The sequence below is a fragment of the Bacillus velezensis genome (assembly GCF_001461825.1).
GTDB lineage: Bacteria > Bacillota > Bacilli > Bacillales > Bacillaceae > Bacillus > Bacillus velezensis.
In genome coordinates this window covers 175879-190915 of record NZ_LLZC01000020.1, presented here as the reverse complement: position 1 = coordinate 190915, position 15037 = coordinate 175879, and the positions used below count along the sequence as shown (strand labels likewise).

Genomic DNA, 15037 nt, shown 5'->3' with positions numbered 1-15037 from the left:
CTTATCGGACATGCATAAGCTAAACAAGCGGGCACGTCCAAGGGGGTTTTTATTTCATGTCGAATCTATTCATCGGGGAACTTGTCTCCTTAAGCATCATGGCATTTGCTTTGGGGACGGATGCCTTTTCCGTCGGGCTCGGGATGGGAATGATTCAGCTGAAGAAAAAACAGATTTTTCATATAGGGGTTGTCATCGGGCTGTTTCATGTCATGATGCCGCTTGTGGGAATGGCGGCCGGGCATCTGCTGTCCGGTTTTCTGGGGATGCTCGCCGTTTACATCGGCGGATCTCTTCTCTTCATTTTAGGGGTGCAGATGATCATTGCCGCGTTTAAACAATCAGACGGGCCGCTCATATCTCCGGCAGGCTCGGGACTGTTGCTGTTTGCGGTCGGCGTCAGTCTGGACAGCTTTTCTGTCGGGCTCAGTCTCGGGATGAACGGCTCCAATCCGTTTCTGGCCGTTACGCTGTTCGGTGTCTTCAGCACCGTTTTAACATGGGCGGGCCTTTTGGCTGGAAGAAAGGTGCAGTCGTGGCTCGGCTCCTACAGCGAAGCGCTTGGCGGAGCCATTTTGATCGGATTCGGGCTGAAACTGCTTTTACCGATATAAGATACGTAAAAAAAGAAACGAAGATGCCGTTTCTTTTTTCTTCATTTATAATAGGCAGTAAGAGGTGACGGACATGAAAATAATCTTTGTATGTACAGGCAATACGTGCCGCAGTCCTATGGCTGAGGCTCTTTTTAAATCCATTGCAGAAACGAAAGGGCTGGATGTCAGCGTAAGCTCGGCCGGCGTATTCGCGTCTCCGCACGGAAAAGCGTCGGCCCATGCCGTAGAAGCGCTGTTTGAAAAACGGATCGCTCTCAATCACAGTTCATCTCCCCTATCGGAAGAACATATCGAGACGGCTGATCTGGTGCTGGCGATGACTGAACAGCACAAACAGCTGATTGAAGGCCGATATCAAAACAGTCAGGGCAAAGTCTTTACCATTAAAGAATACGTAACGGGGGAAAACGGCGATATCTCTGACCCGTTCGGCGGTCCGCTTGATGTTTATAAACAGACGCGGGACGAACTGGAGGAGCTGCTGACCCTTTTGGCTGATCAATTGCTTGACAGAAAAAGCAAGTAATCTGTCAGAAAATCTGCAAACAGGTCATTTGCAAAACGAATGTGAAAGAGTAGAATGAAATCAACGGATTTCGTAATAAAAAGGACAAGCACACTGGGCTGTCTTCGCCCAGCCACACCTAGGAGGTAAATGAATGAAAGTAGCTATTGCGTCAGATCACGGCGGCGTCCATATCCGCGAAGAAATAAAAAGTCTTTTGGATGAATTGCAGATTGAATACATTGATATGGGCTGTGAATGCGGCGCCGGCTCTGTCGATTATTCAGACTACGCTTTTCCGGTAGCGGAAAAAGTGGTGAACGGCGAAGCTGACAGGGGAATTTTAATTTGCGGCACAGGCATCGGCATGAGCATCTCCGCAAATAAGGTAAAGGGCATACGCTGTGCGCTTGCCCATGACACCTTCAGCGCAAAAGCGACGCGTGAACACAATGACACGAATGTTCTTGCGATGGGCGAACGCGTCATCGGCCCGGGGCTGGCGCGCGAAATCGCAAAAGTCTGGCTGACGACTGAATTTACGGGCGGCCGCCACGAACGGCGGATCGGCAAAATCGCAGATTACGAAGAAAAAAATCTGTAAGAGGTGCTGGACAATGGAAGAGATGAAGCAAAAATGGACGGACATGCTGACTGAGTTTCAAGAGCAGGCAGGACTGACGGACGGCAGTCTGCTGGTGATCGGATGCAGTACAAGTGAAGCCGCCGGAAGCCGGATCGGCACCGCCGGAAGCGGGGATTGGGCTGAATTGATATACGGCGGACTTAACCGGTTTAAGGAAAAAACGGGTGTGCATCTTGCTTTTCAATGCTGCGAGCATTTAAACAGGGCGCTTGTCATTGAAGCGGAAACGGCCGAGCGGTTCAGGCTCCCCATTGTTTCAGCCGTCCCCGTCCCGAAAGCGGGCGGAGCGATGGCCTCTTATGCATACCGGCAGATGCGTTCTCCCGTGCTCGCCGAATCGATTCAGGCTGACGCCGGGATTGACATCGGCGATACGTTCATCGGCATGCATCTGAAACCCGTTGCCGTCCCTGTCCGGATATCGAGCCGTGAGCTTGGAGAAGCACATGTGACAATGGCCCGGACAAGGCCGAAGCTGATAGGCGGAATTCGCGCCGTTTATGAATGCGAATGATGAAAATACTTTTCCTATATAATGTTCGTGTTTTCTAATTAAATTTTGTGATTTTTTTAAATAAGCTGTTACATTCACCTGAAAAACCATGTACAATAAGGGTGGTAAAAATAAAGAACAGGAAACGGATAGGAGAGGATCTCGCTGATGAAACATTTACCTGTACAAGACAAACAAGTGTTTAACGCCATCAAAGATGAGCGTAAGCGTCAACAGACTAAGATCGAATTAATTGCTTCTGAAAACTTCGTGACGGAAGCGGTAATGGAAGCACAAGGCTCTGTTTTAACAAACAAATATGCTGAAGGCTACCCCGGCAAACGCTACTACGGCGGCTGTGAGCATGTTGATGTCGTCGAGGACATCGCCCGCGACCGCGCGAAAGAGATTTTCGGAGCTGAGCATGTAAACGTTCAGCCGCACTCAGGCGCTCAGGCGAACATGGCTGTTTACTTCACGATTTTAGAGCACGGCGACACGGTGCTCGGGATGAACCTCTCCCACGGCGGCCACTTAACACACGGAAGCCCGGTTAATTTCAGCGGCGTTCAATACAACTTTGTAGAATACGGTGTCGATAAAGACACGCAATATATAGATTATGAAGATGTGCGTGAAAAAGCGCTGGCGCATAAGCCGAAACTCATCGTTGCCGGAGCGAGCGCGTACCCCCGCACGATCGACTTTAAAAAATTCCGTGAAATCGCTGATGAAGTCGGCGCTTACTTCATGGTCGACATGGCGCATATCGCGGGTCTTGTCGCAGCCGGTCTTCATCCGAATCCGGTTCCTTACGCTGACTTTGTAACGACCACGACTCACAAAACACTTCGCGGACCCCGCGGAGGAATGATCCTTTGCCGTGAAGAGTTCGGCAAAAAGATTGATAAATCCATTTTCCCGGGAATCCAAGGCGGACCGCTTATGCATGTCATCGCGGCCAAAGCCGTTTCTTTCGGAGAAGTGCTTGAAGATGAGTTCAAAACATATGCGCAAAACGTCATCTCGAACGCGAAGCGCCTGGCTGAGTCTCTGAACAAAGAGGGCATTCAGCTCGTATCAGGCGGAACGGATAACCACCTTGTGCTTGTCGACCTCCGTTCTCTCGGTCTGACCGGAAAAGTCGCTGAACACGTTCTTGATGAAATCGGCATTACATCTAATAAAAACGCGATCCCTTACGATCCGGAAAAACCGTTCGTCACAAGCGGAATCCGTCTCGGTACGGCAGCTGTGACAAGCCGCGGCTTTGACGGTGACGCGCTTGAAGAAGTCGGCGCCATCATCGGCCTCGCACTGAAAAATCATGAAGACGAAGCAAAACTTGAAGAAGCGAGACAGCGCGTATCTGCCTTGACTGAAAAGTTTCCTTTATATAAAGAACTGGACTATTAATAAGGAAGAAACCCGCCGGAACCTTAATCCGGCGGGTTTTTTTATGATTTTCTTGAAACTGTTTGTCTTTTTCTGTAGAATCAATAGAAGTGTGAAAAAGTCACTCGGACAACAAAAAAGGAGCTGAACACAGTATGGGAAAGGTTTACGTATTTGATCATCCTTTAATCCAGCATAAGCTGACATATATTCGGAATGAAAATACAGGCACAAAGGATTTCAGAGACCTTGTGGACGAAGTCGCATCACTGATGGCGTTTGAAATTACACGTGATCTTCCTCTTAAAGAAGTGGAAGTGAAAACACCTGTTCAAACAGCGACATCCAAAGTGATTTCAGGGAAGAAACTCGGTATCGTGCCGATCCTGAGAGCGGGTCTCGGAATGGTTGACGGCATGCTGAAATTAATCCCGGCCGCTAAAGTGGGACATGTCGGATTATACCGTGATCCGGAAACCTTAAAACCGGTGGAATACTATGTCAAGCTTCCTTCTGATGTAGAAGAACGCGAATTTATTGTCGTGGATCCGATGCTTGCTACGGGAGGCTCTGCGGTGGAAGCGATAAACAGCCTGAAAAAGCGCGGCGCGAGAAACATTCGTTTTATGTGTCTTGTAGCGGCTCCGGAAGGCGTGGAAGAGCTGATGAAACATCATTCTGACGTTGATATTTATATCGCCGCCCTTGATGAAAAACTGAATGAAAAAGGCTATATCGTTCCGGGCCTCGGTGACGCGGGTGACAGACTGTACGGAACCAAATAAATCGGAAAACCTCATTCAGGGGTTTTCTTTTTTTTATCCAGATATTTGCTGAATGGGCAGAGTTCATACATTTATAGGTGAATTTGTGAACATTCTGTGTATGCTTCCGGTATAAAAAGTTTTTTAACTTTAAACAGATTGACACATGTTAGGGGCTATTGTATGCTAAACGAGGGTATTATGAGAAGGTTTTCATTCCTTTCATTTCTAGTATCCATCCTCATTTTAAATCCTCCAAAAAACCCGTTATATGAGGATTTATCTAAGCGAATGAAACAGCATCCCGTGGCATCAGGAGGATGAGTGGTTTTTTCGAACAGGCCGTTTTGCGGACAAAAAAGGCCTTCTGCAAAGGGTTAACCGCATGTTTTGCCGTATCCAGGAATTATATTACATTTTCATCAGGAGACAGATAGTTGATGGACGATCCCAATCTTACATTCAGCAGACAACGAAGATATGTATTTGTGATCTTAGCAATCTATTTGCTGGGATATGGTCTTACGGCGTATAAAACTGTTTTTTTAGGCCTCTTTTTGGGAACTGTTTTCAGTTTGTTTAATTTGTGGCTCTTGACCAGAAGAATGAATGCTTTTGACAAGGCCGTGGCGAAAGGAAAGTCCATACGATCACTCGGGAGCGCAGCGCGTTGGTGCAATGCGATACTTGCGATGGCTGTCGCCTTTAAATATCCCGATAAAGTCAGTGTGGCAAGTGTGATTATTGGATTAATGACAATTTATCCCGTCATTATGATAGATTCCATTATTCAGCTCAAACGTTCATCAATGGAAGAGAGGTGAAAACCCATTGAATCACGATTACAGAACTATTGATTTGTTTGGTCTTACTTTTAATCTGACAAACATTCTGATGATTACTGTGGCAAGTGTGATTGTGCTGCTGATTGCGATTCTTACTACGAGAACGCTGTCTATACGTCCAGGAAAAGCCCAGAACTTCATGGAATGGATTGTTGATTTTGTCCGCAATATTATAGGCAGTACAATGGATTTAAAAACAGGGGCTAACTTCTTGGCGCTTGGTGTAACCTTGCTGATGTACATATTTGTATCAAATATGCTGGGGCTGCCGTTTTCTGTAACGGTCGGACACGAGCTTTGGTGGAAATCACCGACGGCCGATCCGGCTATTACTCTGACTCTAGCCGTTATGGTTGTGTCGTTAACGCACTATTACGGCGTGAAGATGAAAGGTTTGAAGGAATACTCTAAGGATTACCTCAGACCGGTTCCGCTTATGTTCCCGATGAAGATCATTGAGGAGTTTGCGAATACGCTGACACTCGGACTTCGTCTTTACGGTAACATTTTCGCCGGGGAAATTCTTCTTGGCCTGCTTGCGAATCTGGCGACGAATTTCTACTCAAACAGCTTCTTTCTCGGTTTGGTCGGCACAGTCGGAGCCATTCTTCCGATGCTTGCATGGCAGGCGTTCAGCTTGTTCATCGGGACCATCCAGGCATTTATCTTTACGATGCTGACGATGGTGTACATGTCACACAAAATCAGTCATGATCATTAAAATCATATATCCATTCGGATAACATTTTAAAGGAGGAACTTTTTCATGAATTTAATAGCAGCTGCAATTGCAATCGGTTTAGGTGCACTTGGTGCAGGTATTGGTAACGGTCTGATCGTTTCACGTACGGTAGAGGGAATCGCCCGTCAGCCGGAAGCAGGAAAAGAACTTAGAACTCTTATGTTCATGGGTATCGCATTGGTTGAGGCCCTTCCGATTATCGCTGTCGTTATCGCGTTCTTAGCGTTCTTTGGCTAAGCAAAAAAGCCTTATATGAACTAAAAATGGCGAAGATCACTCTAAGAGAACCTTCGCCATTGCTTTATGTCTGATAAGCAGGCCGTACCGAAACGGCTTTTTATCAGCAGAGAAAACCTGCAGAAGGGAGTTGCCGTAGTAGATGTCTCAATTACCTCTTGAATTAGGACTGTCGTTTAACGGCGGAGATATCCTATTCCAATTGTTAGCTATGTTAGTTTTATTAGCGCTTCTCAAGAAATTCGCTCTTGGACCGCTATTAAATATAATGAAACAGCGTGAAGATCATATCGCCGGCGAAATTACGTCCGCTGAAGAAAGAAATAAAGAAGCGCAGAAGCTGATTGAAGAGCAGCGCGTTCTTTTAAAAGAAGCGAAACAGGAATCACAATCACTCATTGAAAATGCGAAAAAACTGGGTGAAAAGCAGAAGGAAGACATTATTCAGGCTGCACGTGCCGAGTCTGAAAGATTGAAAGAAGCGGCGAGAACCGAAATTGTCAAAGAAAAAGAACAAGCGGTTTCCGCACTTCGCGAGCAAGTCGCATCACTTTCTGTCTTAATCGCATCGAAAGTGATTGAAAAAGAGCTTGATGAACAAGCCCAGGAACAACTGATTCAGGACTATCTTAAAGAGGTAGGAGAAAGCCGATGAGTGGATCTGCTGTCTCTAAACGATACGCGTCAGCGCTTTTCGACATTGCCGTTGAGACTTCTCAAATCAATGAAATCGAAGAAGAGCTTACCGTACTAAAAGAAGTGTTCCGGAACGAAGCCGGATTACAGGAAGTGTTAAGCCATCCGAAGGTATCGGCCGCTAAGAAAAAAGAGCTGATTCAGCAATCGTTCGGCGCACTGTCTGAGTCTGTGCTGCATACGATTTTTCTTCTGATTGACCGCCGCCGGTCTTCGATTGTGCCTGATCTCACAGACGAGTTTATCAAACTTGCCAATCAGGCCCGTCAGACAGAGGACGCGGTTGTTTATTCAGTAAAACCGCTGTCAGAAGCGGAAATGTTATCATTGTCTCAAGTGTTTGCAAAAAAAGCCGGAATCGCTTCGCTCAGAATCAGAAATGAAGTGCAGACGGATTTAATAGGCGGCATTAAAGTCCGCATTGGAAACCGGATTTATGACGGAAGCGTGAGCGGAAAGCTTGAGCGCATGGAACGTCAACTTGCCGGAGGAAATCGATAGAAGGGGTGAAACCTAAGTGAGCATCAAAGCTGAAGAGATTAGCACGCTGATAAAGCAGCAAATTCAAAATTACCAATCTGAAATTGAAGTTCATGACGTAGGTACAGTCATCCAAGTCGGAGACGGTATTGCGCGTGTGCACGGCCTTGACAATTGTATGGCCGGTGAACTTGTTGAGTTTTCAAACGGCGTTTTGGGTATGGCTCAAAACCTTGAAGAATCCAACGTAGGTATCGTTATCTTAGGACCTTACAGAGATATCCGTGAAGGTGATGAGGTCAAAAGAACGGGCCGCATCATGGAAGTTCCTGTAGGTGAAGAATTAATCGGACGTATCGTCAACCCGCTCGGACAGCCGGTAGACGGACTGGGTCCGATTCTGACAAGCAAAACACGTCCGATCGAAAGCCCGGCTCCAGGCGTAATGGACCGTAAATCAGTACATGAGCCGCTGCAAACGGGTATCAAAGCGATCGACGCGTTAATTCCGATCGGCCGCGGACAGCGTGAGCTGATTATCGGGGACCGTCAGACAGGTAAAACATCTGTTGCGATTGATACAATCTTAAACCAAAAAGATCAAGACATGATCTGTGTGTACGTAGCGATCGGTCAAAAAGAATCTACAGTGCGCGGCGTAGTGGAAACACTTCGTAAGCATGGCGCGCTTGATTACACGATTGTCGTGACGGCGTCCGCTTCACAGCCGGCTCCGCTTCTGTACCTTGCACCGTATGCAGGGGTGACAATGGGTGAAGAATTCATGTACAACGGCAAGCACGTTCTCGTCGTATATGATGATTTATCCAAACAAGCGGCCGCTTACCGTGAGCTGTCATTGCTTCTTCGCCGTCCGCCGGGCCGTGAAGCATTCCCTGGGGATGTATTCTATCTTCACTCCCGTCTGCTTGAGCGCGCAGCCAAGCTGAGTGACGCTAAAGGCGCAGGATCAATTACGGCGCTGCCGTTCGTCGAAACACAAGCAGGAGATATCTCCGCTTATATCCCGACAAACGTCATTTCCATTACTGACGGACAGATTTTCCTTCAATCCGACCTATTCTTCTCAGGCGTGCGTCCTGCGATCAATGCCGGATTATCCGTATCCCGTGTCGGCGGATCAGCCCAAATCAAAGCGATGAAAAAGGTAGCGGGAACATTGCGTCTTGACCTGGCTTCATACCGTGAACTTGAAGCGTTCGCCCAATTCGGATCTGATCTTGACCAGGCGACTCAGGCGAAACTGAACCGCGGTGCGCGTACAGTTGAAGTGCTGAAGCAAGACTTGAATAAACCGCTTCCGGTTGAAAAACAGGTAGCCATTCTTTATGCGCTGACAAAAGGATATCTTGATGATATTCCGGTTGCGGATATCAGACGTTTTGAAGAAGAGTACTACATGTACCTTGATCAAAACCATAAAGATCTGCTTGACGGCATTGCGCAAACAGGAAACCTTCCTGCTGATGAAGACTTCAAAGCTGCAATCGAAGGCTTCAAACGCACATTTGCACCAAGCAACTAACCCTTAGAAGATGAGAGAAAAAGGTTCTCTTTTTCTCTCTTTTTACGCAAATGAAGAATAAAGGTGGTGAAATCTTTGGCCTCATTACGCGATATTAAGTCAAGGATCACGTCAACGAAAAAAACAAGCCAGATTACAAAAGCCATGCAGATGGTATCCGCTGCGAAGCTGAACCGTGCGGAAACCAACGCGAAGTCATTTGCTCCGTATATGGATAAGATCCAGGAGGTTGTGTTTAACGTCGGAAAAGGCGCGAAAAACGCGAAACACCCGATGCTTGTCTCAAGAGAAGTGAAAAAGACGGCGTATCTCGTCATTACGTCTGACCGCGGGCTTGCGGGTGCGTTTAACAGTTCGGTTTTGCGAAACGCTTACCGCACCATTCAAGAACGCCATCAGTCTAAAGATGAATATACGGTGATTGCAATCGGCAGAGTCGGCCGCGATTTCTTCAAAAAACGGGAAATGCCGATTTTGTCTGAGTTAGTGGGGCTTGGCGACGAGGTCACTTTTGCTCAGATTAAAGATTTGACCCGTCAGACGGTTCAAATGTTTATCGACGGCGCTTTTGATGAACTGCATTTGGTGTATAACCATTTCGTCAGTGCGATTTCACAGGAAGTGACGGAGAAAAAAGTGCTGCCTTTAACGGATTTCGGAACGAGCGGCGGGAAGCGCACGGCTTCTTACGAGTTCGAACCGGATGAAGAAGAGGTGCTCGAAGTGCTGCTTCCTCAATATGCGGAAAGCTTAATTTACGGCGCGCTTCTTGACAGTAAAGCAAGTGAACACGCTGCGAGAATGACAGCAATGAAAAATGCGACTGATAATGCGAAAGAACTCATTGATTCACTTTCGCTTTCATATAACCGCGCGCGTCAAGCGGCGATTACACAAGAAATTACCGAAATTGTCGGCGGTGCAGCCGCTTTAGAATAGAAAGATTTTGTCAGGAGGGATAGCGATGAAGAAAGGACGCGTAAGTCAGGTGCTTGGACCGGTTGTCGACGTACGTTTCGAGGACGGCCACTTGCCTGCGATTTATAATGCGATTAAAGTTTCACAGCCAGCTACAGGCGAAAATGAAGTAGGCATCGACCTAACGCTAGAGGTTGCTCTTCATTTAGGCGATGATACAGTCCGTACAATTGCCATGGCATCTACGGACGGAATTCAGCGCGGAATGGAAGCTGTTGATACAGGTGCGCCGATTTCCGTTCCTGTCGGTGATGTGACTCTCGGACGCGTATTTAACGTACTGGGAGATAAAATTGATTTAAATGAACCGCTGCCTGCGGATGCTCAAAAGGACCCGATCCACAGATCAGCTCCTTCATTCGATGAGCTTTCAACTGAGGTTGAAATTCTTGAAACGGGAATTAAGGTTGTTGACCTGCTCGCTCCTTACATCAAGGGCGGTAAAATCGGATTGTTCGGCGGCGCCGGCGTAGGTAAAACCGTATTGATCCAAGAATTAATCAACAACATCGCGCAAGAGCACGGCGGTATTTCCGTATTCGCCGGTGTAGGAGAGCGTACTCGTGAAGGGAACGACCTTTTCTACGAAATGAGCGATTCAGGCGTTATCAAGAAAACAGCCATGGTCTTCGGACAAATGAACGAGCCGCCGGGCGCACGTATGCGTGTAGCACTGACGGGTCTTACAATGGCTGAGCATTTCCGTGATAAACAAGGACAGGACGTACTGTTCTTTATCGATAACATTTTCCGTTTCACACAAGCGGGTTCAGAGGTTTCCGCGCTTCTCGGCCGTATGCCTTCTGCGGTTGGTTATCAGCCGACGCTTGCGACAGAAATGGGTCAGCTTCAAGAGCGTATTACGTCTACAAACGTTGGTTCAGTTACATCTATCCAGGCGATCTACGTGCCTGCCGATGACTACACTGACCCGGCTCCGGCGACAACGTTCGCTCACTTGGATGCAACGACTAACCTTGAGCGTAAATTAACTGAAATGGGTATCTACCCTGCGGTTGATCCGCTGGCTTCCACTTCCCGCGCGCTTGCTCCGGAAATTGTCGGAGAAGAGCATTATGCGGTGGCGCGTGAAGTCCAGTCAACGCTTCAGCGTTACAAAGAACTTCAGGATATTATCGCGATTCTCGGTATGGACGAATTAGGCGAAGAAGACAAGCTTGTCGTTCACCGCGCCCGCCGTATCCAGTTCTTCCTTTCTCAAAACTTCCACGTAGCTGAGCAGTTTACAGGACAAAAGGGTTCTTACGTGCCTGTTAAAGAAACGGTACGAGGCTTTAAAGAAATCCTTTCCGGTAAATATGACCATCTTCCGGAAGATGCATTCCGTCTTGTGGGACGCATTGAAGAAGTCATTGAGAATGCAAAAGAGATGGGTGTAGAAGTTTAATCTGGTCCTAGGAGGGTAAAAGCATGAAGACCGTTAAAGTCAATATCGTTACTCCCGACGGCCCAGTATATGATGCTGATATTGAAATGGTAAGTGTAAGAGCCGAGAGCGGTGATCTCGGTATCTTGCCTGGCCATATTCCGACCGTGGCTCCGCTTAAAATCGGCGCTGTCCGCCTTAAAAAAGACGGGCAGACCGAATTGGCGGCTGTCAGCGGCGGATTTTTAGAAGTCCGTCCTGATCAGGTCACTATCCTTGCACAAGCCGCTGAAACAGCGGAAAGCATTGATAAAGAGCGCGCCCTTTCTGCGAAAAAGCGGGCGGAAGACCGTTTGAACAAACGATCAGATGATACTGACATTCGTCGGGCTGAGCTTGCGCTACAGCGGGCTGTAAACAGATTGGATGTTGCAGGAAACTAAAAAAGAATCCTTCTCGGCTGTCTGAGAAGGATTCTTTTTCTATATTAACGCATAAGAGATTCATAGACGCCGATAAGCGGATGATCCTCTTCTTTTTGCAGATATAAATGTTCGCAGCAGTTGTCGGTGTGCCACGTTTTGTTTCCTCTCCGCACACCCGTCGTATAGGCGCCGTCCGTATACGGATAAGGTTTGACGACCCATTCGGCATCGTCATGGTGTCGGATGGCGCAATCGATGACATACACGCTGAGCATTTTCTCAAATTCGTCAATCGGCAGGTTCCAATCCGCCAAAAGCAGCTCTTGTATGCTGCGGAAGTAAAGAGCTTCCACTTCCAGCAGGCTGCCGCGTGAATAATCAAGAGAAATGTTGAAAAACTGACATAATTCTTTCAGTTCCTCTGTTTGAGACTGTCTATAATCATAGTAGAATGCTATCGCTTCCCACTCGTGGTCAAATACGGGAAGTGTTTCTCCATACTGCTTTTCCGGATGAAAAAAGGAATGATTCATATTCCCATCTCCTTTCCAAAAAAGTATATCATGCCGGAGAACGGACATTTAAGCGGGGATTGCCCCTAATTTTGGATAAAAATTCTGATGTAAAAATGATCATCTTTCTCTCTTCTTCTTATATAATAAGAGAGGATATGAGGGGCGGAAAAAATGAAAGGAGATGGGATTTGTGAATGTATTGGGGCAGCAGGCCGCAATCAGCATCCTGGTTCACCTGGTATGCATTGCGGTGACATGGTGGGCGCTTCAGGCCGTCAACTTTGATCCGCTGATCCGAAAAGGAAAAATAGTGCAGGCGAGGCTGCTGATCATTCTTCTTACCATTGCGATCGGTACGGCAGTCGCTGACTTCTTTTTAGATTATCTTACCTATTCGAAACAGCTTCCATACTTATTTTAAGATGTTTCGTCTGTTGAAATGAAGGGAATCGCTGGGTGAGCAACCAATTTTTCTTCACCCGCTTGGCGAGTTTTGACGAAGTTTTCCATGTATCGCTTTCCCCGGCTCCGGCAAAAATGGGAGTAAGGGGGAGAGATCGATATGAAGAAAAAAAGAGAAGGCCGCATCATCTTATTTTTTGTTTTTTTAAGCGCCTTAATAGCGGTATTTCATTCCATTCATGCAAGTGAGCTGTCTCCGCTTGCCCAGATTGCCGAAGGAATGGAGCGGCAGCAGGTCACTGTAGATGAATGGACGCTTCATGCGAAAGAAAATCTGAACCTGTCACTGAGTGAATTTGATGACAAGGTAAAAGAACTGAAGACGCAGTATCCGCAATATCACTGGAAAACCGCGCGGGAAGATAAAATCGTAAAGGCCGTCGGCACGTATTCTGACAAAAAAAATCACACAACTTTTAAACTGCAGCTCGTCACTACCCTCAAAAACCAGAACCCAACTTCGTATTTATTATATGAGCAAATGAGCCCGGAGCAACCGGAAAACTGGAATGATACATATGAACAGTTTGAACGGCAGGCACATGACATATTTCAAAATAAAGTATTTATTTTTACTTGTCTAAAGGGTCATTTAAATGATAATATGAGTATTGTTTTGCAAAAAAAAGCAGAACAGCTCATGAAAGAATTTGAAGCAAGTCCAGTTGAACATGTAGTTGAGCCTCATTTCGTTTCTGTTTCTGCATTTACATATAAGTGGACAGATTACATCATGACATCGAAACATAAGATGAATGTGCAAGTTGCGCTTAGAAGTGCGGGAATGGGCGAAAAACATACCGTTACGGTTGGCACACCAATCGTGACGACTGAATATTAATATAGAGAATATAGGGACGCGGAGGGGAATACCTTGGAAAAAATCATCGTCCGCGGCGGTCAGAAGTTAAACGGCACAGTGAAAGTTGAAGGAGCAAAAAATGCCGTTTTACCAGTTATCGCTGCATCTTTATTAGCAAGTGAAGAAAAAAGCGTAATATGTGATGTACCTACGCTCTCCGATGTATATACAATCAACGAAGTGTTGCGTCATTTAGGAGCAGATGTGCATTTTGAGAATAATGAAGTTACCGTAAACGCTTCTTACGCTTTAGAAACAGAAGCACCTTTTGAATATGTGCGTAAAATGCGCGCGTCAGTGCTTGTTATGGGCCCTCTGTTAGCCCGTACGGGTCATTCAAGAGTAGCGCTTCCGGGCGGCTGCGCAATCGGCTCAAGACCGATTGATCAGCATTTAAAAGGCTTTGAAGCAATGGGTGCAAAAATCAAAGTAGGCAACGGCTTTATTGAAGCAGAAGTGGAAGGCCGTCTGCAGGGCGCAAAAATCTATTTAGATTTCCCAAGTGTGGGTGCGACAGAAAACTTGATTATGGCAGCTGCTTTAGCTGAAGGAACAACAACGCTTGAAAACGTGGCAAAAGAGCCTGAAATCGTTGACTTAGCGAACTATATCAATGCGATGGGCGGAAAAATCCGCGGAGCCGGCACAGGCACCATTAAAATTGAAGGTGTCGAGAAGCTTCACGGCGTAAGACACAACATCATTCCTGACCGTATTGAAGCGGGTACTTTCATGGTGGCTGCGGCTATCACGGAAGGAAATGTATTAGTCAAAGGTGCGGTTCCTGAGCATCTTACGTCTTTAATTGCGAAGATGGAAGAAATGGGAGTCAAAATTACGGATGAAGGAGAAGGCCTTCGTGTCATCGGTCCTGCCCAGCTGAAGCCGATCGACATTAAAACGATGCCTCACCCAGGATTCCCGACTGATATGCAGTCGCAAATGATGGCGCTGCTTCTCCGTGCGAGCGGAACAAGCATGATTACTGAAACTGTGTTTGAAAACCGTTTTATGCATGCTGAAGAATTCCGCCGGATGAATGGCGACATTAAAATTGAAGGACGTTCTGTGATCATTAACGGTCCTGTACAGCTGCAAGGCGCAGAAGTTGCCGCTACGGACCTGCGTGCGGGCGCGGCGCTGATTCTTGCGGGATTAGTGGCTGAAGGTCATACACGCGTCACGGAACTGAAGCACTTGGATCGCGGTTATGTGAATTTCCATCAAAAACTTGCGGCTCTCGGAGCTGACATCGAGCGTGTCGTTGATGAAACGGCCGCTGAACAAGAAAGCAAAGAAGTCGTAACTGACCTAAACGCATAATGGCTGTAAAAACAGTATGTCAATCTGGCATACTGTTTTTTTATGGTTTATCATCATTATTATGCTCTGATTTCCAAAAAAGAATACGTTTTTCGCGTGAAAAATGGAATAAAGATTCT

At 46.8% G+C, this 15037-nt stretch carries 19 protein-coding genes; 18 read left to right on the top strand and 1 reads right to left on the bottom strand.

The window, feature by feature from the left end:
• Positions 1-56: 56 nt before the first annotated feature.
• The 15 genes from AR442_RS16015 to AR442_RS15945 all read left to right on the top strand — a co-directional run bounded on the left by AR442_RS16015 (position 57) and on the right by AR442_RS15945 (position 11774).
• Positions 57-614 carry a manganese efflux pump MntP gene (locus AR442_RS16015; protein ID WP_021494810.1) on the top strand — a complete coding sequence of 186 codons (558 nt, stop codon included), beginning with the start codon at positions 57-59 and terminating at the stop codon, positions 612-614.
• A gap of 73 nt (positions 615-687) precedes the next feature.
• Entirely contained in the window at positions 688-1143 is a 456-nt protein-coding gene (locus tag AR442_RS16010; RefSeq protein ID WP_017418735.1) for a low molecular weight protein arginine phosphatase, read from the top strand.
• A gap of 133 nt (positions 1144-1276) precedes the next feature.
• Positions 1277-1726: a ribose 5-phosphate isomerase B gene (rpiB, locus tag AR442_RS16005; protein ID WP_003151149.1), complete on the top strand. Its 450-nt coding sequence runs from the start codon at positions 1277-1279 to the stop codon at positions 1724-1726.
• A 13-nt stretch (positions 1727-1739) separates the two neighbouring features.
• Positions 1740-2282 (top strand): TIGR01440 family protein, encoded by a 543-nt coding sequence (locus AR442_RS16000; RefSeq protein WP_007407598.1) that lies wholly within the window; start codon positions 1740-1742, stop codon positions 2280-2282.
• Positions 2283-2429: 147 nt separating this feature from the next.
• Complete coding sequence (gene glyA / locus AR442_RS15995; protein WP_014419101.1) at positions 2430-3677, top strand: serine hydroxymethyltransferase; 1248 nt, start codon at positions 2430-2432, stop codon at positions 3675-3677.
• A gap of 134 nt (positions 3678-3811) precedes the next feature.
• Positions 3812-4441 (top strand): uracil phosphoribosyltransferase, encoded by a 630-nt coding sequence (gene upp / locus AR442_RS15990; protein WP_014419100.1) that lies wholly within the window; start codon positions 3812-3814, stop codon positions 4439-4441.
• Positions 4442-4860: 419 nt separating this feature from the next.
• Positions 4861-5244, top strand: coding sequence for an ATP synthase subunit I (gene atpI / locus AR442_RS15985; protein WP_003151155.1), 384 nt, complete (start codon positions 4861-4863; stop codon positions 5242-5244).
• Between the two features lie 7 nt (positions 5245-5251).
• On the top strand, positions 5252-5986 hold the full coding sequence (gene atpB / locus AR442_RS15980; RefSeq protein WP_014419099.1) for a F0F1 ATP synthase subunit A: 735 nt from the start codon (positions 5252-5254) through the stop codon (positions 5984-5986).
• Between the two features lie 45 nt (positions 5987-6031).
• The gene (gene atpE, locus AR442_RS15975) at positions 6032-6244 is read left to right on the top strand and encodes a F0F1 ATP synthase subunit C (RefSeq protein ID WP_003151167.1); all 213 of its coding nucleotides are present in this window, start codon (positions 6032-6034) and stop codon (positions 6242-6244) included.
• 142 nt (positions 6245-6386) lie between these two features.
• A complete protein-coding gene (gene atpF / locus AR442_RS15970; RefSeq protein WP_003151168.1) occupies positions 6387-6899 on the top strand; it encodes a F0F1 ATP synthase subunit B in 513 nt (170 codons plus the stop codon).
• Complete coding sequence (locus AR442_RS15965) at positions 6896-7441, top strand: F0F1 ATP synthase subunit delta (protein WP_003151169.1); 546 nt, start codon at positions 6896-6898, stop codon at positions 7439-7441. Before atpF ends, AR442_RS15965 begins: the two co-directional genes overlap by 4 nt.
• 16 nt (positions 7442-7457) lie before the next feature.
• Positions 7458-8966 (top strand): F0F1 ATP synthase subunit alpha, encoded by a 1509-nt coding sequence (gene atpA / locus AR442_RS15960; protein ID WP_053285343.1) that lies wholly within the window; start codon positions 7458-7460, stop codon positions 8964-8966.
• Positions 8967-9041: 75 nt separating this feature from the next.
• Positions 9042-9905, top strand: a complete 864-nt coding sequence (gene atpG / locus AR442_RS15955; protein ID WP_003151172.1) for an ATP synthase F1 subunit gamma — start codon at positions 9042-9044, stop codon at positions 9903-9905.
• Between the two features lie 25 nt (positions 9906-9930).
• The gene (gene atpD / locus AR442_RS15950) at positions 9931-11352 is read left to right on the top strand and encodes a F0F1 ATP synthase subunit beta (RefSeq protein WP_003151173.1); all 1422 of its coding nucleotides are present in this window, start codon (positions 9931-9933) and stop codon (positions 11350-11352) included.
• Between the two features lie 23 nt (positions 11353-11375).
• A complete protein-coding gene (locus tag AR442_RS15945) occupies positions 11376-11774 on the top strand; it encodes a F0F1 ATP synthase subunit epsilon (RefSeq protein WP_053285344.1) in 399 nt (132 codons plus the stop codon).
• Positions 11775-11818: 44 nt separating this feature from the next.
• Here the strand turns inward: AR442_RS15945 and AR442_RS15940 are convergent, their stop codons facing one another.
• A complete protein-coding gene (locus tag AR442_RS15940; RefSeq protein WP_007407595.1) occupies positions 11819-12289 on the bottom strand; it encodes a hypothetical protein in 471 nt (156 codons plus the stop codon).
• A gap of 172 nt (positions 12290-12461) precedes the next feature.
• Here AR442_RS15940 and AR442_RS15935 point away from each other — a divergent pair, with 172 nt between their 5' ends.
• From AR442_RS15935 to murA, 3 genes are all read left to right on the top strand, one after another.
• Positions 12462-12692, top strand: a complete 231-nt coding sequence (locus AR442_RS15935) for a DUF1146 family protein (protein ID WP_007614366.1) — start codon at positions 12462-12464, stop codon at positions 12690-12692.
• Positions 12693-12833: 141 nt separating this feature from the next.
• The gene (locus AR442_RS15930; RefSeq protein WP_053285345.1) at positions 12834-13574 is read left to right on the top strand and encodes a YwmB family TATA-box binding protein; all 741 of its coding nucleotides are present in this window, start codon (positions 12834-12836) and stop codon (positions 13572-13574) included.
• A gap of 33 nt (positions 13575-13607) precedes the next feature.
• On the top strand, positions 13608-14918 hold the full coding sequence (gene murA, locus AR442_RS15925; RefSeq protein ID WP_007614362.1) for a UDP-N-acetylglucosamine 1-carboxyvinyltransferase: 1311 nt from the start codon (positions 13608-13610) through the stop codon (positions 14916-14918).
• Positions 14919-15037 lie beyond the last annotated feature (119 nt).

Excerpts from the sequence above, each read along its gene's own strand:
- AR442_RS16015 (WP_021494810.1), top strand. The coding sequence starts at position 57 with ATGTCGAATCTATTCATCGGGGAACTTGTCTCCTTAAGCATCATGGCA.
- AR442_RS16010 (WP_017418735.1), top strand. The coding sequence starts at position 688 with ATGAAAATAATCTTTGTATGTACAGGCAATACGTGCCGCAGTCCTATG.
- rpiB (WP_003151149.1), top strand. The coding sequence starts at position 1,277 with ATGAAAGTAGCTATTGCGTCAGATCACGGCGGCGTCCATATCCGCGAA.
- AR442_RS16000 (WP_007407598.1), top strand. The coding sequence starts at position 1,740 with ATGGAAGAGATGAAGCAAAAATGGACGGACATGCTGACTGAGTTTCAA.
- glyA (WP_014419101.1), top strand. The coding sequence starts at position 2,430 with ATGAAACATTTACCTGTACAAGACAAACAAGTGTTTAACGCCATCAAA.
- upp (WP_014419100.1), top strand. The coding sequence starts at position 3,812 with ATGGGAAAGGTTTACGTATTTGATCATCCTTTAATCCAGCATAAGCTG.
- atpI (WP_003151155.1), top strand. The coding sequence starts at position 4,861 with ATGGACGATCCCAATCTTACATTCAGCAGACAACGAAGATATGTATTT.
- atpE (WP_003151167.1), top strand. The coding sequence starts at position 6,032 with ATGAATTTAATAGCAGCTGCAATTGCAATCGGTTTAGGTGCACTTGGT.
- atpF (WP_003151168.1), top strand. The coding sequence starts at position 6,387 with ATGTCTCAATTACCTCTTGAATTAGGACTGTCGTTTAACGGCGGAGAT.
- AR442_RS15965 (WP_003151169.1), top strand. The coding sequence starts at position 6,896 with ATGAGTGGATCTGCTGTCTCTAAACGATACGCGTCAGCGCTTTTCGAC.
- atpD (WP_003151173.1), top strand. The coding sequence starts at position 9,931 with ATGAAGAAAGGACGCGTAAGTCAGGTGCTTGGACCGGTTGTCGACGTA.
- AR442_RS15945 (WP_053285344.1), top strand. The coding sequence starts at position 11,376 with ATGAAGACCGTTAAAGTCAATATCGTTACTCCCGACGGCCCAGTATAT.
- AR442_RS15940 (WP_007407595.1), bottom strand. The coding sequence starts at position 12,289 with ATGAATCATTCCTTTTTTCATCCGGAAAAGCAGTATGGAGAAACACTT.
- AR442_RS15930 (WP_053285345.1), top strand. The coding sequence starts at position 12,834 with ATGAAGAAAAAAAGAGAAGGCCGCATCATCTTATTTTTTGTTTTTTTA.